A 21,243-nucleotide genomic window follows, 5' to 3' on the forward strand; every position below is an offset into this window, starting at 1 on the left:
TTTTGTTCTTCAAGCAATGAGTCAGGAAATCAAAAATATTACCAATTCTTACTGGTTTAACTCTGGTTGAACTGGGCTTGATTTGTTAGTAGTAGAACATAACCGGATTTCGTATTACCCATTGAATTAGCGGGCACTTTGATTTAAGATTGTTTCAATTTGATTCTGTACTTGTTCAAGTTCTCGACGTTTGTCAGCCAGCCGAACCTTTTCGGCCTCGCATTCTGCTTGATTTTGGCGATCGCGATTTTCCTGCTGTTCTAATAAATTCTCCCACAGCGAGATCGCTTTTGACATCACATCACTATTCGCATCAGCGCGATCGGCAAATACTGCAATAATTCTTTGTTGTACCTTCTCAAAAATAGACTCTGCCGATTCGCCAAATTTCTCAAAGCCTAACTCACAAACTTTTTCCTTAATCTGAGCTTTAACAGCATCGCCATCTAAAAAACTCAAGCCCAAACCGCCACCAGCACCAGCCGCTAAGCCACCCAAAATAACTCCTATAAAACCAAGTCCTGTAAAAAATAGCAACGCAGCACCAACTGCTGCACCAATTCCTAAACCCCCAAAAAATCCACCATCCTCAATCTCGCCAATTGATGAAGCTATTCCGCTTCCACTGCTGCCAATTCCGCCTAAGCTACCTGCTGTTGCTAAGTTATTGAATTGAGCGACAAGGCTAGTGCTGAGTTGCTGGTCAAACTGTTGAAATTGTTGTCGTATTGCATAAATATCTTCACCGATTTGGCTGTCTAGCACTCCCATATTTTGTTTTAAAATAGACTCTACTTTTTGATTGCCCCAGTCATCAATTTCTTTGGTGATGTCTCGTACAAATTTATCTGCATAATCTTTAGTCAACTTGTCTCGACTCATGATGTGTCCGTGTTGAGAAGTCCAGCGATGACTTTTTGCCATCAGGCGTTCTCCCAACCCTTCCAACCATTCATTCCAAGATTCAATAACTTTGTCTGCCGATTGCTCCATCAGTTCCTCAGCTAACAATCTAATTTTTACATCGCGTCCGCTTGCTTCCGCCATCAGTTCAAATATTTTCTGTTGATCTCCTTGAGAAAGTGTCAATTTTCCTTGTAGCATTTCCCTATATTGACTCAATTCATCGCAGCCAGTATTAATAATTTGCTTAATTCCGGCTGCGGATTGCTCAAGCGCGACCGCCCCCCGTTCAACTGTCAAAAACTGTTCGAGAGATTTGGTAAAATACTGAAAAGATTTCACATACTCATTTTCCGTTCCGTCCAAAATCGCCTCAAGTGCAGATTGAGCCGAAATAAAATGAATTCGGTTTTCACCAGCCATCAAATTTTGACTCTTAACAATCGTTTCTACCCTTTGTTTTACCTGTTTGCGGCTTTCTTCCCGACGCAGCAAATCGGCAAAATTAACTAAAACAAAAATACTCTTCACACCTTCATCATTTTTCCCAGGATTCAACTCTTTTTTCAAATACAACAGCAGTTCTCGCTCTTTTTCTGTCAAAGCATTTTGAGCATGAGTCAAAAAAATCACCGCATCAGTTGTTTTGAGAACCTGTTCCGTAACTAACGTGCGTTCCGCTTGTTCGTTCAATCCGGGAGAATCAATAATTTCTACACCATTGCGGCACAATTCGAGATTCGGATGCTCGAAAATGATTTCTTTGATTTCTGAATTGACAATTTCATCTCCAAAAGAACCTAAAGCTGCTTCCTCAGAAATCGAGGCTTTATCTTTATATTGCTCAGGTGAAATCTCCTCTTCGCTTCCGTCTTTGTATTTGCAAATCACTCGCTGCTGCGGCCCGTATTTCAAAACCGTTACCGTACCGCTACAGGGAATATCCCGCACTGGTTGAATTTCTTCGCCCAGCAAAGCATTGAGTAAAGTAGATTTTCCTTTGCTAAACTCGCCGACAACAGCAACGCGAAACCGCTGAGATTGTAATTTACGAGATATCTTTGTTACTTCTTCTGTTAAATTAGGAGATAGCACGTTGCGCTCGCTTCCATCTAGAAGAGTCAAATAAAGTTTGCCACAAACTGCATCCAATTGTTGTCTATACTCCTGAAACTTTTTCAACTCCTGATATGACGAGACTGAATGCTTTTGATTTTTTTGCTGTTTCGGTTTTGCTGGTAAATGTCCGATGATGTGACTTGCAGCACGGACAAGCAAAGAATCTAGAGATTGAAATTGGGCAGGATCGAGTAACGAGTGGACTTCTGCTAAAGCATCTGTATCGTTTATTGCTTGATTGCTAAAACTCGCTTCCAAAACACCCAAAAATCGCGCATCGATGCCGAGTCTGTTGGCGATGATTTTCAAATACTCTTTTTCGCGTTTATCTAGTGTCCCATCTGCTGCTGACATCTTATACCCAAAACTAATTAGCAGCAGTTTTTCCTCCTCGGAAAAGCACGATGTCAGCGCCAGCAACTCCGTCAATTTCTTGTAAACTTGCTGATCTCGCACGCCCTTAACCATCGCCATTACCAATTGGCGCAAACTGTTGTTAGCGGGGATGAGTTCCGTCAAAGTTGCCCGCAGTCGCTGCATTTCCTCAGCGTCAACCGTACCGTCGGCATAGATGACTCCCAACAACACCGTCACCAGCCCTCCCAGAAAAAGCACAGGCGGAGTAATATCCTCTTTTCGTAGTTTTTGCCCTGTCAGCAGCGAAACAAGCTCAATTGTTTGGGGACTAATTAACGAAGTATTCATTTGCAGCGCCTAATAATATTTCTTTTATTAAATGGATCATAATAGATCAGTTATTGCGTTGGTTTCTACCAGGGTAAAAATTTATGATGAACTTTGTATTTCCCTCAGCGGTACAGGCTGCGATCGAGGCGGGTAAGTACGCACAAGTGTTTACATCCGCTGGAGTGCCGATCGGCATGGCGAGGGATGCAGCAACGGGACAGTTTGCTGCCCATGCCGTTGGCGCGGTTGTCAATAACAGCCCGCTATCGCCGTTAGTGTCTCCCGTGCAGCTTGCAATGGGCGGCTTGCAGATGTACCAAAACCACATGGGCTTTCAAGCCGTCCAAGCCAGTTTGGGCGTGCTGCAAGCGACAACAGCCGTCATTGGTGTGGGAGTTGCGGCTGGGGTAGCTTTGTCGGCGGTGAATTTGCACCAGACTTTGAAACTAAAAAAAGCAGTAGAGAGGCTGGAAGTTAAAGTAGAAAATGGTTTCATCAATTTAGAACAACTTTTGAAAGGTCAAGGCGCGGAAATTAAACAATTAATTTCTGAAGTGGTTGCAGATATAAAATTTCAGAACCATCGCCTAGTCTTAGTGCGGGCTTACGGGTTATTTAATCAAGCAATTCAACGAATGCGCTCAGCTTTGCAACTGCAAGATATTAATCGCCGCAATGCTGAAATTGATGCTGCGCGGGGGATGCTGTTTGAAGCTTTAGCTGATTACAAAAATCCGCATTTATTAGAAGAAACTTGTGCAGCGGGACAGTTGCGGCGGTTAGAGTGCAGTTGGGCGATCGAGCAAAGTATTATCGGCACGTATCAGGTACAAAATGAATTTGGTGCTGCGGGCGATCGGCTTTCTCAACTTCAACAACAAATCCGTCAAGATGGCTTAACAGTAATTGCTGGCTGTGACTCTGACGACGAACTAGATTTTCTGTTTCCTGAAATCACGCGAATTCACAATCACGATTTAGCTACATTAGACACTTGGCAAAATCAGATTGACTGGATAAAATCTTTGTCGCAAAGTGAGTTAAAGCAGTTACAGAGTGCTGATTTTAGTAAATCAGACTTAGCTGTTATTGGGGATAAAAATTCAGCCACAACAACTTTAGCGATACCGGATGAACAGTTATTTTATGAAAATTTGCGGCCTAAGTCTCATTTTTATTCTCTTCGGACTCAACTGGAATTAATGCTCGATCCGCAGCAGCGTCAAGAGTATGAAGATTATATCCTTGAGCAAGGGCCAATAGCGGGTCATAAAAGTTTAGTATCGTCGAACTTGGAAAAAGCGTCTAATTTGGCTGTTGCTAATCTTTTTTACTATTTCAAAGTCCGAGATGAATCGGAAGACGAATCAGAATTAGATTCTGATGCAACTACAACTGATACCACTACTCCTAACGTTTTTGCTGAATCTTCCCCAAGTGGTAAGGTTAAGCAGCAAATTTATGAAAAAGTCAAAGCGATTGTTGCCAAGCAGCTAGAAGTTGATGCAAGTGAAGTCACCATCAATGCTAATTTTGCCAATGATTTAGGAGCCGATTTTCTCGATGCAGTAGAGCTAATGATCGCAATCGAGGAGGAATTCGACATTGAAATTCCCGCTGAAGATTCGGAAAACATAACAACAGTTCAACAGGCTGTTGATTACATTTACAAAAAAGTTGCTGATTAAAAAGCAAAGACAGTAACCCAGTTCAAATTCCTAGGCAGCCTATTTCTCGATCCCGATAACCCCGCCTCAGATGGATAGGGGCAATCTTCTTAGAAAGTTAGCGCCGGCATCCTACGGTGTACACACAAGTCTTCTCTACTTACGTTTGAGGCTAATAAGCCCCCTAAATCCCCCAATACTGGGGGACTTTAAATGCCGGTTTCCCTCAGAATTCTACGGTGTACACACAAGTCTTCTCTACTTACGTTTGAGGTTGATCTGCCCCCTAAATCCCCCAATGCTGGGGGACTTTAAATGCCGGTTCCCTCCAGTAATGGAGTGCGGCGAAACAGCGATTTAGACTCTTGTTCCCCCCAGAATTGGGGGGCTAGGGGGGCGAAATAGCTGTACTTTTCTCGACTGAGGTTTATCTGCCCCCTAAATCCCCCAATACTGGGGGACTTTAAATGCCGGTTCTCTCCAGTATTGCAGTGCGGCGAAACAGCGATTTACACTCTTCCCCCAGTATTGGGGGGCTAGGGGGGCGATACAACTGTACTTTTCACGACTGATCCAGCCAGTGACAATTTTTTGTTATTGCACCTTTTCCATTTCCTTTCGAGCCGGCAAAAAGTGATGAAATCGAATTCCGAAGAAAAGATCATAAAGGAAACCCAAAAAGTCTTTTCCTTTCAGCAATCCCAAACTTTGAGCGCAACCTTTTTCATCTAACAAAGGCTTCATCGCCCAGTAAGCTGACTCGTAGTAATACCAAGGAACCGAAGGCCATAAATGATGAACTAAATGATAATTTTGCCCCATAATCAGGACATTTAGAACCTTGTTGGGGTAAACTCTGGCATTTTTCCACCGGCTGCGTTCTTCAAAAGGCCGATGAGGCAGATAATCAAAAAATAAACCGAGTGTGATTCCCACAACTAATGTGGGTAATCCCCAGTAAGTGAGAAAATAGCTAAATAAATCGTGCTGGCAGGCGAAATAAACCACAGAGAAGAACACCAGCCGGCTCAAAAACCATTCCAACAGCTCATTTTTCTGCCACAGACGCCTTGTGAAAAAGAAGATTTCGTGATAGAAAAAACGAGCAGCAATCAACCAAAGTGGGCCGCCGGTGGAAACAAAGTGATCCGGGTCGTTTTTCGGGTCATTCACATGGGCGTGATGCTGTAGGTGGACGCGGGTGAATACCGGAAAGGAAAAACCCAAAATCAAGGCGCTACCATGCCCTAAAACTGCGTTGGTGATGCGGTTGCGGTGGGCAACGTTATGACAGGCATCGTGAATCACTGTGCCGGCCATGTGTGCCGCAAGCACATTAATACAAAAGCAACACCACCCCGGCCAGTTCCAAAACCAATAGCCGGTGTGGGAACTGAAGAACATTACGACTGACGCCACAAACATCAGTAGCGTGGGATTCAAGTCGCCCGGAGGGCCGAGGAATTCTTTCGGAACTGTCAGCGGCTGCCGGTGCTGCGACATTTTTTTTGTAACTCCTTGTGACTTACTCACGCGTAGTATACGATACAAATGTCTAAAAATAAAGTTTTATTACGAAATCTCATTCGGTAATCACGCTTAAGTAAGAAATCTTAAAAGATTCTCAGGCTGCTTAAACATTGATGCTCTGACAGGGTGCCGGCGCAAGAAAAGACTACTGGTGGCTCCTTTACAGTATCCTAAGCCTAGCAGTTGAGTTCGCAGTGAACATTTTTAGCACTGCTAAATATTGTATGAATTTAAATATTGTCTAAATTCAAGAATCGGGGTGTGTTGAATTCCCGGATAATTTGCTTAGAAATCTCTTTGATACCACAACCTTCACGTTTAAAAAGTTAAATTTTTCTAGAGTTATTTAGAACAATCGTTAATAAATCAAACGTGTCCGTTCCATTTGAAGCCCAGCTGTAGGATTTTCAACGATAAAACCCACAAGTGATTGGGCTGGCACGTCAACGCAGAATAGGGATTTTAGGCTATTCAGTGAAGTTATCTCATGACAATTACTAACTCTTGGTTCAATCGGTTATCCTCCGTCTTTCCTTTCCCCAATCAAGCACAGGCAAGTCAAATTGGAGATCCGCAACAGCAAAGCGCTCTGTTACGCAAAATTATAGACCGCATCCGCAACTCGCTGGAGTTGAAAGTGGTATTGCAAACCGCAGTGAATGAAGTGGGCAGTTTACTGCAAGTGGAACGCTGTAGTTTTCTTTGGTATTACAACGATACACAGCGGGTGCAAGTGGTGTGCGAACGGCTTGGCAGCAATCAAAAACCGTCTCAATTAGGATACTATCCCCTAGAAAGCTTTGGGGCAGCGGCAACGGCGATTGCTGAGGGGGCTTTAATTATTAATTATGGGCCAGAAAGCAACCCGGCTGGTGTGAGTGCAGTGGCGCGATTAATGTCTTGGTTGCCGCTTCGCAAAACACCACCGGCAGCAAGCGGATCGCAGAATTCCCAGCCGCAAACGTCGTGTCAATTGCTGGGCGCTGTTGCTAATTTGTTGGTGCCGGTGAAAAGTCAATCCGGCTGGATCGGCTTTATTGCCTGTTTATGTGAACAACCCCGGCAGTGGAGTGCAGAGGAAATTGAGTTTCTTCAGTCAATGGCGCAACAACTAGAAATTGCGATTCGCCAAGCTCAACTGTATGAGCAAACGCAAAAACAAGCCGCGCGTGAGCGGTTGGTTAACCAAATTACCACCCAAACCCGTCAGAGTTTAAATCTGGAAACGATTTTAACTGAGGCAATCGCCCAGCTAATGGAAGCGCTGAAGGCAGATCGCTGCTTGGTGCATTTAGTTGAGGATCTTGAAGACGGGAAGTTGAGTTACCCACTTTCGGAAGAGGATGTGGATGCAGCAGCGGAGGGAGTCGCCTTTAGACGCCGGCATCTGTTTGAAGTTTGCCGAGATCCGTTTTCTCCCTCTGTGCATGAATTTGACACGCATGGGCCAATTAGTCAGTGGGTGATTGAACACCGGCAACTGGTAGCAATCTCGGATGTGGCGCAAGATCCTCGCATCGGCAGTAATAATGCTGAGTATAAACGGGCGAAAATTCAATCTTCTCTCGTCGTGCCGGTGCAGGCAAACGGTCAACTGCACGCAATTTTGTATCTCAATCAATGTTCGCACACGCGCTATTGGTCTAAAAATGATCGGGACTTAGCGCAAGCAGTGGCGGATCAATTGGCGATTTCTATTCATCAAGCTTATCTCTACGCTCAAGCACACGCTGCGGCTGCCACAGCAACGGCTCAAGCCCAACAATTAGGGCAACTGCTTCATGATTTGCAGCAAAGTCAGGCGCAATTAATTCAAACAGAAAAAATGTCAAGTCTCGGTCAGTTGGTGGCGGGAGTGGCGCACGAAATCAACAACCCCGTAAATTTTATCTACGGCAATCTTAACTATGCGAACAATTACATCAAAGAGTTGTTACAACTGGTGATGCTTTACCAAAAGCATTATCCCCATCCAGTGTCTGAAATTGAGGAGATGACAGAAGAGATTGACCTTGATTTCTTGAATGAAGATTTACCAAAACTGCTGGCGTCGATGAAAATGGGGGCTGATCGAATTCGCCAGATTGTGTTGTCCCTGCGGAATTTTTCACGACTTGACCAAGCGGAAATGAAGCGGGTAGATTTGCATGAAGGGCTGGATAATACGCTGTTAATTTTGCAAAACCGGCTCAAGGCTCATGGGGCATATCCGGGTGTTGAAGTGGTGAAGGAATACGGTCAGTTGCCGCAAGTCGAGTGTTATGCCGGCCAAATGAATCAGGTATTTATGAATATCCTCAGCAATGCCATTGATGCGCTTGAAGAATCAGTGCTGAGTGGTTATTGGAAAACCGGCAAACTCACAGAATCAGCCAGTCCGACGATTTGGATTCACACAGAGATATCGCACCCCAATTATGTGACGGTGCGGATTGCGGATAATGGGCCGGGGATGAGTGAAAGCGTAAGATCGCGATTGTTTGACCCGTTTTTCACGACAAAGCCGGTGGGCAAAGGTACGGGATTGGGTTTGTCTATTAGTTATCAAATTGTGGTGGATAAGCACGGCGGTGCGATTGTTTGCCTGTCAGAACCGGGACAGGGAACTGAGTTTAGAATTGATATCCCCGTCGGGCCGGCTTTGAAACAGTGTGAGGTGCCGGCAGAACTCAAATCTGTGGCAGGGGTTTCGGCTTGAGGAAGCAACTGTTGCCGGCACTGCTTGCCAAGCTTAAATTTACCTGAGATAAAAACTAGCATCAATCACTAGAGCAAAGATAATTTTCAGTCTGTTTTAGTGAATATTCACCCGCTGTTTCCGGGAGAGTTTCCTGTTGGTAAAAGTTTGTAATGAGGGCTTGACAACCGAACGCAGCAGTGAGATCATCGATTCTACTCTTAAGGAACTTGCTTTCAAATTCAAGATTAAGACATCGAATCATCTTTTTTCTTGAATCAGATTTGAGTTCGCTAAAAAATTTTCCTAGCTAAGGAAAATCCTCGTTTAAAACTTCATCACTTAACTCAGTTGAAATTGCCCTCATCGACATTTTTTAGTTAATCAGGAAAAATATATTTAATGTTGGACAGCACCGGACTTTTTGACGAAAGCTTTTATCTAGAGAGCAACCTGGATGTGGCTGAGGCTGTGAAGAGTGGAGCCTTTAGCAGTGGATTTGCTCACTTTAAAGAGTATGGCCGGTTTGAAGGCCGCGATCCAAACGAACTGTTTAACACCGGCTTTTATTTAGAAAACAATCCAGATATTGCTGCCGCCGTTGAAGGTAATAAAATTACAGCCTTCGATCATTTTATTAAATTTGGTCAATTTGAGGAACGCGATCCGAATTCTCTGTTTAACACCCGGATTTATCTAGAACGAAACCCAGATGTTGCCGCTGTTGTCGAAAAAGATAAACTCACCGGCATTGAACATTTTGTTAAATTTGGTATTAATGAAGGCCGCGATCCAGCTCAAGCGTTGCAAGTGTTAAACACGCTTCTGGTTGGCAATAGCCGAGGGAATAATGTGCAACGCGTTGATGCCAAAACCGGCGAAATTTTAGGGGAATTTATCCCAGCGAACAGTGGCGGTTTGTTGGCTCCAGATACCTTGATTTACGGCCCGGATGGCAACGGTGATGGCATCCAAGACCTTTATATCAGTAGTGGAGATAAGCCGGCAACTTCTCAAGAACAAGGTGCTTCCGCTGTCTTGCGCTATGACGGGGTAACGGGAGAATTTATTGATGCGTTTGTCGGGGATAATCCTAACACACCAAATGTGGATGAAACCGGCGGATTGCACCGGCCTTATGGTTTTGCTTTTGGCGAGGATGGGAATCTTTATGTCAGCAGTTTCTTGACTGATAGCATCCTGCGCTACAACAGCACAACCGGCCAGTTTATTGATGTTTTTGCAACTGGAAACGCGCAAGCCGGTGGGCTGAATGGGCCAAATGGTCTGCTTTTTGCCCCGGATGGGAATCTTTACGTGACGACTCAAGGAAGTGTTGCACGGGACGGTGAACCTGATTTTAGCGCCGGCTTGCCGAGTCAGGTGTTGCGCTTCAACCCGCAAACCAGGCAGTCGGAAGTGTTTGCGTCGCCGGCAACTCCACCGGATGGCGCGGGGTTTGTGAGCCTTTTAGGAATGGCAATTGGGCCTAAAGATGGCGATCTTTATGTCAGTGATTTTGCCAATGATATTCGGCGTTATGACTTAGAAACGCGGGAATTGGTTAAGGTTTTGCCGACTAATTACACGGGTACTTCACCCAGTCAGAATTTCACCGGCAGTTTAGCATTTTCTCCGAATGGTAATCTTTTTACGGTTGGTTTTGATTATAGTGAGGGGGCAAATAATCGGGGTGCAATTTTGCGCTATGAGGGAACGAATGGTAATTCTTTGCCTTCATCGGGTAATCAAGGAGCGATTTTTGTTGCGCCTAATGATGATTTAGTTCGCCCGATTGGGATGACTTTTTTTGTAGGCTAAAAGATTTTTTTAACCACAGATGATAGCGCAGCGTGCCGTTAGGCATACAGAGATGTGTTGTCTGTTGTTGTCAGAGATATGGGGGGATTTTTTTTAACCGCAGATGCACGCAGATAAACGCAGATGGGTTATCTGTTGGTGGCAGAGATATGGGGGGATTTTTTTTAACCGCAGATGCACGCAGATAAACGCAGATGGGTTATCTGTTGGTGGCAGAGATAGATTATTGATGGGAAGTTTTTGTCTGGGGTTGAGTTAATAGTCTATTTGCCAAGGTTGAATACCAGGATCTGATGGCAAGTTTTTCTATCTCCCTCTCTCCCATGCCCCATCCCCCATGCCCCTACTATGCTGGAACTGCCATCCCGCGTTGAACTGCGGGGCGTTGTTGGACGGTTTCTACCCAGCGTTTGAGGTTGGGGTGTGCGTCGAGGGTGAGTCCTTGGAATTCATAAATGGCAACCCAAGGGTATATGGCGATATCGGCAATTGAGTAGTCGCCGCAGATGTATTCGTGGTTTTCTAGTTGTTTGTCGAGGACGCTATAAAGTCGCAGGGTTTCTTTTTCGTAGCGTTCGATGGCGTAGGGAATTTTTTCGGGTGCATAGCGTTTGAAGTGGTTTAGTTGACCAAACATTGGCCCAACGCTAGCCATTTGGAACATCAACCATTCGATGACTTGAAAGCGATTTTTGGTATCTGTGGGGAGGAATTTGCCGGTTTTTTCGGCGAGATAAATGAGAATTGCGCCGGATTCAAATACGGTGATACCGGCATCTGTGTCAACAATCGCCGGAATTTTACTATTGGGGTTGATGGCGATGAATTCTGGGGTGAATTGATCGTTTTTGGTAATGTCAATTTTATGGGTGTTGTAGGGAAGGCCGGTTTCTTCCAGCATGATTGACGCTTTGCGTCCGTTGGGTGTGGTGAAGGTGTAGAGTTCTATCATTCGTTATTCCTTCGTTTTGAGGCGAGTTAATCAGGGATTTTTAGCCGGGAAACATCTACAAATTCTTGAGTGCTTCTAGCAGTTTTTCGACACCGGCATTGGGATCTAGGAAGGAGAACAAGTGCTTGTAACGGAGTTTTCCTTGTTTGTCGAGGACAAATTGTGCCGGCAGGGGAGCACCGAGGGCTTGACCTGTTCCATAGGCGCGAAACACGCCGCATTTAGGATCGCTTAGCAACGGCATTTTGATATGCAAATCTTCGATGACAATTTTACTTTGTCGCTCGTCGGTACTGCTAATCATTAAAACTTCTGCGCCGGCTTCGGTAAATTGTTCGTAAGCCTGATTCATGGCTTTAATATGGGGAAAGCACAGCGGACAATACTGCTTTTCTGTGAAGATACGCGTGAAAGCGAGTATGACGGGTTGCTTTCCTCGATATTCTGATAATTTAAGCCGGCGGTTGCCTTTGATGTCAGGCAGTTCAAAGTCTGGCGGGCAGACTTCCATGTATAGTTTATTGGCTGCCGGCTTCGGCAAAAAGTTGTTGAAGAAGCGCTGATTGATTAAGCCGCTAAAGTCAGTAGAAGTCAGCATAAAGTCGATATCTCCTGCTAAAGTTTGGCAATGAATAATCGATAATGAGTCATACTTATTAACCCTTTGCTCATTATCGGCAATCGATCTTGGGCTATTTTATTTCTGACAAATTCGGTATTCCAGCAGGGGCGTTTATATCGCAAATATTCAAAATATCAGCAATAATCTAACTGCATAAAACTGCCCCTGCTACCCGCTACTTGATAGCCTTGATTTCCAGCTAATTGCTGAAAATTAGACAGCTGAAAAGTAGACTTTGGATTTGACCGGATCGGGAGTCATCGTCTGATCACCAGGCTGCCAGCCGGCGGGACAGACTTCATCGGGGTGAGACTGGACGTGCTGGATCGCTTGCAGTGTCCGTAGGGTTTCATCCACATTGCGACCGAAGGCGAGGTTGTTAATGGTTGCGTGCTGGATAACACCTTCTTTGTCAATAATAAAGAGACCTCGCAGGGCAATTCCAGCTTCTGGATCAAGCACGTTGTAAGCGGTGCTAATTTCTTTCTTAATATCAGAGACAAGTGGATAGTTTAGATCGCCGACGCCGCCAGATTTGCGGTCGCTTTGAATCCATGCCAAGTGAGAAAATTCACTGTCAACTGAAACGCCAAGAATTTCGGTGTTGATTTTAGAGAAATCTCCGTGACGATCACTAAAGGCTGTGATCTCTGTGGGACACACAAAGGTGAAGTCAAGGGGGTAGAAGAACAGGACTACATACTTGCCACGATAATCAGACAATTTAATCGTCTTGAATTCTTGATCGACCACAGCTGTTGCGGTGAAGTCTGGGGCAGTTTGGCCAACCCGGAGACATCCTTCTGCGTGATGAGTCATGAACCGTTATCTCCTTGAATGTATACACTCTACTTGTGCGGGAGTTTAGGCAAGGTAGAGACGCCTTTGGCGCGTCTTTACAGCCACACGCGCACCGACTGCTTATTTACGAACTGTAACAAATATATCATACTCATAACGATTTTGAGTAGACAGGCGGTTGGGCGGCTAGCCGGCACTTCTGAGGAAGGAAGACGATTTCGCACTACTCTTAGCTTAAGCCAGCCGGTGCAGATGTGGCTCCAGCCGGCTCAATTCGTCCAGGCTGAGGCGATGGTTTAGGAGAGCGGTACAGTAAAGTGGTAAATCTGTGATACTTTTTTAAGAACTCAGGCAGCTTGAAACCCTGAATGATTACTCAGAAAATTTATGAAGCCCATCAAAAATCTATTTAAGTTAGTTTCAAAGACACTGCCGGCTAAAAAAGTAGCGGAGGGCGTTGAAAACAATCAAAATTTAGACTTAAGCGACCCTAATTTATCTTCTTTCCCGTTTAACTACTACTTGGATTCCCCAAAAGTTAATGAAGAAATTGCGTCTAATTTAATTGCGATTCGCGGCTGGATTACGTCTGAGTATCCGATAGAACATCCTGTGCTTCAAAATGCTGCCGGCACTTACACGCAGCCCTTAGCAATTGTCAGTCGTCCAGATGTAGAAGCCGATTATGCCGGCCAATATGTGGTAGGGTTTCAATCTTACTTTTCTATTTTTAATTTATTATTAGGAGATTCATGGAATATTGAATTTCTCATTAATTCTAAAATTCATAAATTCTCCGTTAATTTTACAGTTTCAAAAATTTTATTAGAGGAGTTAAAAAATCCAACTCGTTTCACGCAGCCCTTTACCTATTGTATAGATTCCCCAACCTTTAACGAAGAAGTCAATTCACGAGTGATTGGATTTCGGGGGTGGATTAAGTCTGAACATCTCATAGAAAATCCTACTTTGCAAAATCAGGCCGGCACCTGTATTCAACCGTTACAAATAACCAAGCGTCCGGATGTTGCGGCTGAGTCTCCCCATCATTATGTGCTGGGATTTAAACATTATTTATCAGCAATTGAACTTTTACCCGATGAGTCTGATTCTTGGTATATCCATTTTTCAATTAGAGGAAAAAAATATAATTTTCTCGTGCCTTTTTCAATTTCCAGACAAGTTCTTGAAGAATTAAAAAATAACAATTTATCCGAAGCACCCTTTACTTGCAAGATTGAATCTCCAAATCAAGACGAAAAAATCAATTCGGGTGGAGTGTTCTTGCGGGGGTGGATGACTGCAGATTTTCCCATCAAAGAGTTAACACTTTGCAATACCGGCACCTGGGTTGAACCGTTGGAAATTCTCAACCGGCAAGATGTGGAAGCGGATTATCCCCATTCTTATGTTGTGGGATTCCAACATTATCTTTCAACTCGCAACCTTTTGTCAGATGAATCTTGGTTTTTACGATTTTTAATTAATGGGGAAAAACACACATTTCCTTTAACATTTTCAATTTCAAATACAGTTTTGGCAGATTTAAATATCCAAAACCAAGAAATTAAACCGTTTACCTACTGGCTGGATTCACCTGCTTTAAATGAAGAAGTGACAGCCACCTTTCTTATAATTCGTGGGTGGGTAACAGCAACACATCCCATCGAACAGCCTACCCTGCAAAATGCCGACGGCACATTTATTCAACCGCTAGCCATTGAAACGCGTCCAGATTTAAAAGCACACTCTCCTTATAATTATATGCTGGGGTTCCAGCATTTCCTGTCAATTGCGGATTTTTCTCCAGGCGATGTTTGGTCGATCCACTTTTTCGTTGAGAATCAAGCGTGCAGTTTTGCCTTACCGTTTAAAATTTCCCCTCAAGCCTATGAAAATTTTTGGAAAGTTAAACATCAGAAACTTCAAACTCTTCGGAACATTCTGCGCTGTCCGATTTGTGAGAGTGAAAAATTAGAAGATTTAGAAAGTGCTTTGCGTTGCTGTGATTGCGGTGAGGAGTTTAGCAAAAATAGAACGAGTTATAATTTTCTCACAAAAGAATTAATCGAATACGGAAAAGTTAAGCCAACAACAAATATTTCTAGCAGTGGGTATGACGAACTGTGCCGGCAGCTTATCCGAGAATTTCCAGAGGGATTAATTTTAGATAACGGCTGCGGATTGAGAAAATATTCCCCCCATGCAAATGTGATTAATTTTGAAATTGTTGAGTATGCAACAACCGATGTGGTGGGAATAGGGGAAAAACTGCCATTTCAATCTAATGTTTTTGATGCCGTGTTTTCCTTTGCGGTTTTAGAACACGTCAAAAATCCATTTGAATGCGCTCAAGAGATTATTCGAGTGTTAAAGCCTGGGGGAACCCTTTACATTCAAGTTCCCTTTCTGCAACCTTTTCACGGCTATCCGGATCATTATTACAATATGACCAGTAGCGGTCTAAAGAATCTTTTTGCAGAAGATTTAAACATTATAGAATGTGGGGTTCAAGACGCGGGTGCGCCGATTTGGTGTCTGAGTTGGTTTCTCAACTCTTACATTCGGGGACTGCCGGCATCCATCGCCCAAAAGTTTAAAAATATGAAAGTGTCGGAACTAATTGAACACCCGACTCTCTATCTGGCTAAAGATTTTGTCGTCCAGCTTAGTCCAGCCGCGCAGGAAGAGTTAGCGAGTGTGAATTATTTAGTTGGAAAAAAAATAGCCCCTGTCAATACCGTTGAAGAGGATACGGGATTAGGAAATTAGGGAATTTCAATCTTGCCGGCTTGGGGGAAATTTTAGGGGAATTTTTGCCAAACTATCAGCAGGGTGGGTTTGGTGGTTTATGTTGTTGTAAGTCTGCTACAGCTGACACCGCTATCAAAGCTGCCTGAACAATTGCCCACACTCTGGAAAGCTTTACTCAGCCAGCCCTGTTCAGTGGAGAGTGTGTTAGCGTAATCGAACGATGTTATAGATTTGCCTTCAGCGCAATCCGCCGACACATCATAGCTACACACCAGAGATCGTCCCCTCAAGCAAGATTTTTGAGTAAAGATGCTGATTTCACGCTCAAAAGTCGTAATTCATAACTTTTATGAGCGGCTAAGCGCCGACTTGTGGGGAAGACTTACTATAGACTTAATCAGCTGATTGCTTGCCAGTATGAGCTATTGCCTCCATCCTGATTGCCAAAAGCCCCAAAATAGCAACGATGCCAAGTTTTGCCAGAGTTGCGGGTCAAAAATACTCCTAGGCGAACGCTATCGGGCGATCAAACCCATTGGTGCCGGCGGTTTTGGCAGAACTTTCGTAGCGGTGGATGAGATGAAACCCTCGCAACCGCGCTGCGTGATTAAGCAATTTTTCCCGCAAGATCAGGGATTTATTCATTCTGTGAAAGCGGCGGAGTTATTTCGCCAAGAAGCCATAAGATTAGACGTTTTAGGCAAACATCCGCAAATACCAGAACTGCTGGCGCATTTTGAACAAGGACAGCAGCAGTATTTGGTGCAAGAATTTGTTGATGGACACAATTTAGCTGAGGAATTGGCAGTGTCGGGTGCTTTTAATGAAAAGCAAATCCGGCAATTGCTCAATGATCTGCTGCCGGTGTTGCAGTTTGTTCATACAAACCAACTAATTCACCGCGATATTAAGCCAGAAAATATTATCCGCCGTAGCGCCGACCGGCAACTTGTTTTGGTTGATTTTGGCGCGGCAAAGTTTGTCAACCGAACTGCCTTACAAAAAACCGGCACCGTCATCGGTTCAGCAGCTTATACCGCACCCGAACAGTTAATGGGTAAAGCGGTTTTTGCCAGCGATCTCTACAGCTTAGGCGTGACTTGCGTTCATTTACTGACTCAAATGCCTCCCTTTGACTTATTTGATAGTCGGGAAGGAACTTGGGCTTGGCGAGATTATTTAGGCCAAATTGTTAGCGATCCGCTGGGTCAAATTTTAGACAAATTGTTGCAACCGGCAATCAACCGCCGCTATTTGTCCGCAGCACAAGTCATTAAAGCATTAAATCCGCCGGCAGTCCCAATCGGCTTGCGCCCTGTAGCCGTTGGATCGGCTGCCCCAGCGATGCTAAAACCGGCAACAAAATCTTTGCCGGCATCTGTGCCGGTTGCTTCTGCCATTGTTCCCAAACCCCCCATTCAAAACCGGCGCGTAGAAATTCAGAAAGCTTTGCAAGATGCGCTCAATCCTTATGAGCTAAAAGTTCAAGTGAGCTTGGCAAAAGCTCAGTTAACAATTGTCGTCAATCGGGAAGAAGACCATAAAGTAAATTATTTCGAGATTTCTCGCGTCATTCAATCACAATTAAATGAATTACAACTGAAAGCCTTAGAAAAAGTAAAAGTTTTTGGAAGAGTTAGTAAAGAAAGCATTCCAGAATGGCAAAAAGTTTTAAAAGTCACGCCGTTACCTGAACCCCTTCCAGTAACTCCAGAACAAGGTCTTTCTAAAAAAGCTAAGACAAAACAGTGGTTGGGTAAAATTAAAACCTCTGCGTTTTGGCAAGACGTTTTAATCTTTTTCACAATCGCAGCAATTTTTAATCATGTCATCATTTTCAGCTCCCAAAACTCCATCGTTTTAGCCGGCTGTTTTATGGTAGTCAAAAATGCCCTAAATCAATCCAAAGAAATTAAAAACGAGAAATTATTTCAGGAATTAGTCGCAACGCTTTTAGTGGTGCTCTTGTTCAAGATAGACTTGACGGTTACAGGTGCGATTGGCATATTTTTAGCTTGCCTATTCGTGGGTGTACCGTTTTTGTATGTCAAGCAAAATTCTGGGTTAAAATAGCCCAAAATTCATGATTTTTTCTTTGATTGAACAGATCAAAAAGAAAGAGGAAATCATATTTTGCTAAATTTGAATCATAGGCAGGAAAAAATAACCAAACCGATTCATTAAGAAATTTTATAAAGCGCGGCGGGTTTTGAAGAAAATTTAAACGACTGAACTGGCCGGCACATCAATAATGAAACCGAGTTAGCGCTCAACTGGATATCTGCTAAATGTGCTTTGCGCGGCACTCAAGGAAGCACGCCAATCGGCATCGAAACTTCGCACGCCGGCGCTGCTATACTCAAACCAAAGTCCACGCAGCCACCTTTAGGGAATTATGCTCACTGTCCACCATCTCAACGTCTCCCAGTCTGAGCGAATCATCTGGCTACTTGAGGAACTCCAGTTACCTTATGAACTGCGTGTGTATCAACGCGATCAGGCCACGCAACTCGCTCCGACTGAACTGCGATCCATTCATCCAATCGGCAGTGCGCCGGTGCTGTGTGATGGCGAGATTGTGATGGCCGAGTCCGGCGCGATCATTGAGTATATCCTGGCTCGCTACGGAAACGGACAGCTCGCCGCCCCTGTCGAGTCACCGCAGTATCCTAACTACCTGTACTGGTTTCACTACGCGAACAGCAGTCTGATGACGCAGATCGTCATGAACTGGATTGCAGCTATGGCGGCAGCACCCGAAAGCAGTTCGCCCTTGCTATCTGCCCTCCGCGAACGGCTGGATCGCCACCTGCAATTGGTTGAAGATCACCTGGGGCAAGCAACCTACTTCGCGGGTTCCGAATTCACAGCCGCCGACATCATGATGCACTTCCCGTTCGGCACGATGAAGGCATTCTACAATGTCGGTCTCGACAGCCGGCCCAACATTAAAGCGTGGCTGGCAAGGATCAGTGAGCGTGCCGGCTACCAGCGAGCAATGAAAGCAGCGGGACACGAACAAGACCCTGCGCTCGACTGGGGCGCAACGCGAGGCGCATTTTGACAAGGTTCATTCTTTAATTGCTTATTTTGCAGAAGAAAAGCCTTTTTTGCGGGCTAAAACCGGCAGCAATGACAGCAGCGTTAACAAACTCAGTGCCAGGATAAAAGGCAGACGATCACCTGTTTGTAAAACTTGATTGCCGGTGACACCCACCCAAGTGTAAGCAACTGTACCAGGGATAATCCCAATAAACGTGCCTGCAGAATAGGGAATCCAGTTAATTGGGGTTAAGCCAAATAAAAAATTCACCACCGTAAACGGAGAAATTGGCGCAAAGCGGACAGCAACTACAAACGCAAAAGGATTGCCGGTGATCGCCACATTAAGCTGGTGTAGCACCCCCCCATCAGCAAACCGACGTTCAGCCCAACCTCGCAGCAGATAACGCGACATCCAGAAAGCACCCACAGCCCCCAAAGTTGCCCCAACAACCGACCAGAAAGTGCCCCAGAATAAACCGAAAACTGCGCCGGCAACAACAGGGAAAATAACTCCAGGAATCCCCACCACAGTCGCCAGCGCAAACACTCCCACAAACAGGCAAACTGCCAAGTTCCCTCTGCTTTCCAACTGCTTCACTAAAAAAGAGTAATTAAACAGCGCTTGTAGTGGCCCTAAAGCGCAAAGCAGTAGGCAGATTGCCAAGGCAATTCCCAACCAAATACGCGGATTTTTTATCGCCTTACCTAGCATGATCTCGATTTTATATTTGAGATGTTTTCATTCGAGATCGAGCGTCTGAGAATGAGGGCAATACTACTAAGATTAGATTCCTTTTCGGCCTCAATATTAGCAACCATGCAAAGCCCCCTTCGCTTCAGTTACTCTCAAATTTGAGATTATACCTCACTACTTTTACTCTCCAAAGCTTTTTTAGCAATGCGTGTTACATAAACGGTGACTGCCACCGTCGCCAGTAACCCAACGATCCGCAGAATCCACTGTGCCGGTGTTGCCGGTTGTTCCTGGGTTCCAATTGCAGCCAAATCCTTAGCAACAGAACCCAAATAAACATACATAACCGTTCCCGGCATCATTCCAATCCAAGAGGCTAAAAAGTAATCTTTTAAAGAAACTTGCGTCACCCCAAAGGCATAATTTAATAGATTAAAAGGAAAAATGGGAGACAATCGAGTTAACCACACAATTTTCCATCCCTCGCCGGCAACCGCTTCATCAATGGCTTTAAACTTTTCATTGCCGGCAATCTGTTGCTCAACCCAACCCCTCGCCAAATATCGCCCCACCAAAAAAGCAGCAGTTGCCCCCAATGTCGCGGCAATCGACACCCACACAGAACCCCAAAACACCCCAAATATTGCGCCGGCACCCAATGTCAAAATAGAACCCGGTAAAAAAAGCACCGTAGCCAGGATATAAATAATAATAAATATCCCAGCACCCCAAATGCCAAAACCGCGAATCCACTCCAGAGCATCGAGCAACCGTTCTCGCACCCCCAAATATTGAGTCGCAAAAATTAACCCAGCCACAAACACACTCGCCAAAATAATTTTAAAAATAAGTTGGCTTCTTCTTAAATTTCCTTGGGGTTCATTTGGGTTTTTCATCATCCCTCACATCAATACACTTGAGGGCACTTTTAAACCAACGCACCCCCGCAACTAGAACCCGAACCCGCCGTACACCCATAACAGTAAGATGCCGTCCCGATTTCCTCAATCAAATCCAACGTCCCCGCCTCCAGAAGCTTCGCCACCGTTACAACCTCTCCGGCAGCAGTTCTTGCCGGCAGCCTTTCCATTTGATTAAAATCGCAATCGTAAACATTTCCCAAATAATCAATCGAAAGTTCATTGCGGCACATCAAACGCTCAACCGTATCAGAATTAAAACTTTCCTCTAGAAAACTCAGATAAGGCTTAAGAATTTGCTTGTGTTCTAAATGAAACTTCGTTCTTCCAATCGGCAAATTCGTAATCGTAAAAAGCCCATTAAAGGATATACCAAAATGTTCTTGTAGGAACAGTTTGTAATCCTGCTCAAGCTTACCCTGAGCCGGCGGCAGAGAAAACTTTTCTGGAGAACTCGGAATCGTTGGATTGTAAACCAAATCCAAAATCAAATTCGGATCGGCACCATAACCGAGCCGGTTTAGCCATTGAATCGCCCGAATAGAAGCATCATAAACACCGGCACCCCGCATCTTATCAACATTATCTTGTAAATAACAGGGAAGAGACGCAACAATTCTCAGCCGGTGTTCAGCGCAATACTCTGGAATTTCCTCAAACCCAGGCTCAAAATAAATCGTTAAATTTGAGCGAATAATTACTTCCTTACCTTCCAATCGTGCAGCTTCCACCAGCGGCTTAAACCCGTAATTCATCTCCGGCGCACCGCCTGTCAGATCGACGGTTTTAATTTGGGGAAACCGCCGAATAATCTCAATCAACTGCTCACAAACTTCCGGAGAAAGTTCTTCTGTCCGTTTTGGGCCGGCTTCCACATGACAATGAGTGCAAGCAAGGTTACAACGTTTACCTAAATTAACTTGTAAAACCGTGATTTCCTGCTTCGTTAAAGGTAATCCTAGTTTCTTTTCAAAAGGAGTTACTACTGGATTTTTTTGAATATTTTTTGTCTCAACCATTTCAGTTTTCCTACTCTATCAAAAATTTTTTA

15 protein-coding genes are annotated in these 21,243 nt (G+C 44.5%); 7 read left to right on the top strand and 8 right to left on the bottom strand.

Translation table 11 applies throughout. The features are described 5' to 3' along the window. Positions 1-126 precede the first annotated feature (126 nt). Positions 127-2,727, bottom strand: a complete 2,601-nt coding sequence (locus tag H6F73_RS03000) for a dynamin family protein (RefSeq protein WP_190757339.1) — start codon at positions 2,725-2,727, stop codon at positions 127-129. Positions 2,728-4,166: 1,439 nt separating this feature from the next. Between H6F73_RS03000 and acpP the strand changes: the two genes are divergently transcribed. Continuing rightward, positions 4,167-4,397, top strand: a complete 231-nt coding sequence (gene acpP, locus H6F73_RS26320; protein ID WP_190757489.1) for an acyl carrier protein — start codon at positions 4,167-4,169, stop codon at positions 4,395-4,397. A 573-nt stretch (positions 4,398-4,970) separates the two neighbouring features. Here acpP and crtR read toward each other — a convergent pair. Beyond that, a complete protein-coding gene (crtR, locus tag H6F73_RS03015; protein ID WP_190757340.1) occupies positions 4,971-5,879 on the bottom strand; it encodes a beta-carotene hydroxylase in 909 nt (302 codons plus the stop codon). Between the two features lie 514 nt (positions 5,880-6,393). Here crtR and H6F73_RS03020 point away from each other — a divergent pair. Continuing rightward, complete coding sequence (locus H6F73_RS03020; protein ID WP_190757341.1) at positions 6,394-8,604, top strand: GAF domain-containing protein; 2,211 nt, start codon at positions 6,394-6,396, stop codon at positions 8,602-8,604. A gap of 381 nt (positions 8,605-8,985) precedes the next feature. Further along, the gene (locus H6F73_RS03025; protein ID WP_190757342.1) at positions 8,986-10,404 is read left to right on the top strand and encodes a hypothetical protein; all 1,419 of its coding nucleotides are present in this window, start codon (positions 8,986-8,988) and stop codon (positions 10,402-10,404) included. A 346-nt stretch (positions 10,405-10,750) separates the two neighbouring features. On the opposite strand, the gene H6F73_RS03030 is transcribed toward H6F73_RS03025, so the two are convergent. The 3 genes from H6F73_RS03030 to H6F73_RS03040 form a co-directional block, all read right to left on the bottom strand. Beyond that, complete coding sequence (locus H6F73_RS03030) at positions 10,751-11,356, bottom strand: glutathione binding-like protein (RefSeq protein WP_190757343.1); 606 nt, start codon at positions 11,354-11,356, stop codon at positions 10,751-10,753. A gap of 55 nt (positions 11,357-11,411) precedes the next feature. Then, positions 11,412-11,954: a redoxin domain-containing protein gene (locus H6F73_RS03035; RefSeq protein ID WP_190757344.1), complete on the bottom strand. Its 543-nt coding sequence runs from the start codon at positions 11,952-11,954 to the stop codon at positions 11,412-11,414. Between the two features lie 237 nt (positions 11,955-12,191). Continuing rightward, a complete protein-coding gene (locus H6F73_RS03040) occupies positions 12,192-12,797 on the bottom strand; it encodes a peroxiredoxin (RefSeq protein ID WP_190757345.1) in 606 nt (201 codons plus the stop codon). Positions 12,798-12,815: 18 nt separating this feature from the next. Between H6F73_RS03040 and H6F73_RS03045 the strand changes: the two genes are divergently transcribed. From H6F73_RS03045 to H6F73_RS03060, 4 genes are all read left to right on the top strand, one after another. Next, entirely contained in the window at positions 12,816-13,079 is a 264-nt protein-coding gene (locus tag H6F73_RS03045; RefSeq protein ID WP_190757346.1) for a hypothetical protein, read from the top strand. An 87-nt stretch (positions 13,080-13,166) separates the two neighbouring features. After that, positions 13,167-15,551 carry a class I SAM-dependent methyltransferase gene (locus H6F73_RS26325; RefSeq protein WP_190757347.1) on the top strand — a complete coding sequence of 795 codons (2,385 nt, stop codon included), beginning with the start codon at positions 13,167-13,169 and terminating at the stop codon, positions 15,549-15,551. A 399-nt stretch (positions 15,552-15,950) separates the two neighbouring features. After that, positions 15,951-17,606 (top strand): serine/threonine-protein kinase, encoded by a 1,656-nt coding sequence (locus H6F73_RS03055; RefSeq protein WP_190757348.1) that lies wholly within the window; start codon positions 15,951-15,953, stop codon positions 17,604-17,606. Between the two features lie 322 nt (positions 17,607-17,928). Next, positions 17,929-18,597, top strand: a complete 669-nt coding sequence (locus tag H6F73_RS03060; RefSeq protein WP_190757349.1) for a glutathione S-transferase family protein — start codon at positions 17,929-17,931, stop codon at positions 18,595-18,597. 21 nt (positions 18,598-18,618) lie between these two features. Here the strand turns inward: H6F73_RS03060 and H6F73_RS03065 are convergent, their stop codons facing one another. From H6F73_RS03065 to arsS, 3 genes are all read right to left on the bottom strand, one after another. Then, the gene (locus H6F73_RS03065; RefSeq protein ID WP_190757350.1) at positions 18,619-19,290 is read right to left on the bottom strand and encodes a TVP38/TMEM64 family protein; all 672 of its coding nucleotides are present in this window, start codon (positions 19,288-19,290) and stop codon (positions 18,619-18,621) included. A 146-nt stretch (positions 19,291-19,436) separates the two neighbouring features. Then, positions 19,437-20,171: a TVP38/TMEM64 family protein gene (locus H6F73_RS03070; protein ID WP_242072313.1), complete on the bottom strand. Its 735-nt coding sequence runs from the start codon at positions 20,169-20,171 to the stop codon at positions 19,437-19,439. Between the two features lie 29 nt (positions 20,172-20,200). After that, entirely contained in the window at positions 20,201-21,211 is a 1,011-nt protein-coding gene (gene arsS, locus H6F73_RS03075; protein ID WP_190757351.1) for an arsenosugar biosynthesis radical SAM (seleno)protein ArsS, read from the bottom strand. Positions 21,212-21,243 lie beyond the last annotated feature (32 nt).

The sequence above is a fragment of the Microcoleus sp. FACHB-68 genome, assembly GCF_014695715.1.
In the GTDB taxonomy this organism is placed as follows: domain Bacteria; phylum Cyanobacteriota; class Cyanobacteriia; order Cyanobacteriales; family Oscillatoriaceae; genus FACHB-68.

What these genes read in the sequence shown, in the direction of transcription:
- H6F73_RS03025 (WP_190757342.1), top strand. Translation starts at nt 8,986, where the DNA reads ATGTTGGACAGCACCGGACTTTTTGACGAAAGCTTTTATCTAGAGAGC.
- H6F73_RS03020 (WP_190757341.1), top strand. Translation starts at nt 6,394, where the DNA reads ATGACAATTACTAACTCTTGGTTCAATCGGTTATCCTCCGTCTTTCCT.
- H6F73_RS03055 (WP_190757348.1), top strand. Translation starts at nt 15,951, where the DNA reads ATGAGCTATTGCCTCCATCCTGATTGCCAAAAGCCCCAAAATAGCAAC.
- H6F73_RS03030 (WP_190757343.1), bottom strand. Translation starts at nt 11,356, where the DNA reads ATGATAGAACTCTACACCTTCACCACACCCAACGGACGCAAAGCGTCA.
- H6F73_RS03045 (WP_190757346.1), top strand. Translation starts at nt 12,816, where the DNA reads ATGTATACACTCTACTTGTGCGGGAGTTTAGGCAAGGTAGAGACGCCT.
- H6F73_RS03035 (WP_190757344.1), bottom strand. Translation starts at nt 11,954, where the DNA reads ATGCTGACTTCTACTGACTTTAGCGGCTTAATCAATCAGCGCTTCTTC.
- H6F73_RS26325 (WP_190757347.1), top strand. Translation starts at nt 13,167, where the DNA reads ATGAAGCCCATCAAAAATCTATTTAAGTTAGTTTCAAAGACACTGCCG.
- H6F73_RS03070 (WP_242072313.1), bottom strand. Translation starts at nt 20,171, where the DNA reads ATGATGAAAAACCCAAATGAACCCCAAGGAAATTTAAGAAGAAGCCAA.
- H6F73_RS03040 (WP_190757345.1), bottom strand. Translation starts at nt 12,797, where the DNA reads ATGACTCATCACGCAGAAGGATGTCTCCGGGTTGGCCAAACTGCCCCA.
- H6F73_RS03000 (WP_190757339.1), bottom strand. Translation starts at nt 2,727, where the DNA reads ATGAATACTTCGTTAATTAGTCCCCAAACAATTGAGCTTGTTTCGCTG.
- crtR (WP_190757340.1), bottom strand. Translation starts at nt 5,879, where the DNA reads ATGTCGCAGCACCGGCAGCCGCTGACAGTTCCGAAAGAATTCCTCGGC.
- H6F73_RS03060 (WP_190757349.1), top strand. Translation starts at nt 17,929, where the DNA reads ATGCTCACTGTCCACCATCTCAACGTCTCCCAGTCTGAGCGAATCATC.
- H6F73_RS03065 (WP_190757350.1), bottom strand. Translation starts at nt 19,290, where the DNA reads ATGCTAGGTAAGGCGATAAAAAATCCGCGTATTTGGTTGGGAATTGCC.
- arsS (WP_190757351.1), bottom strand. Translation starts at nt 21,211, where the DNA reads ATGGTTGAGACAAAAAATATTCAAAAAAATCCAGTAGTAACTCCTTTT.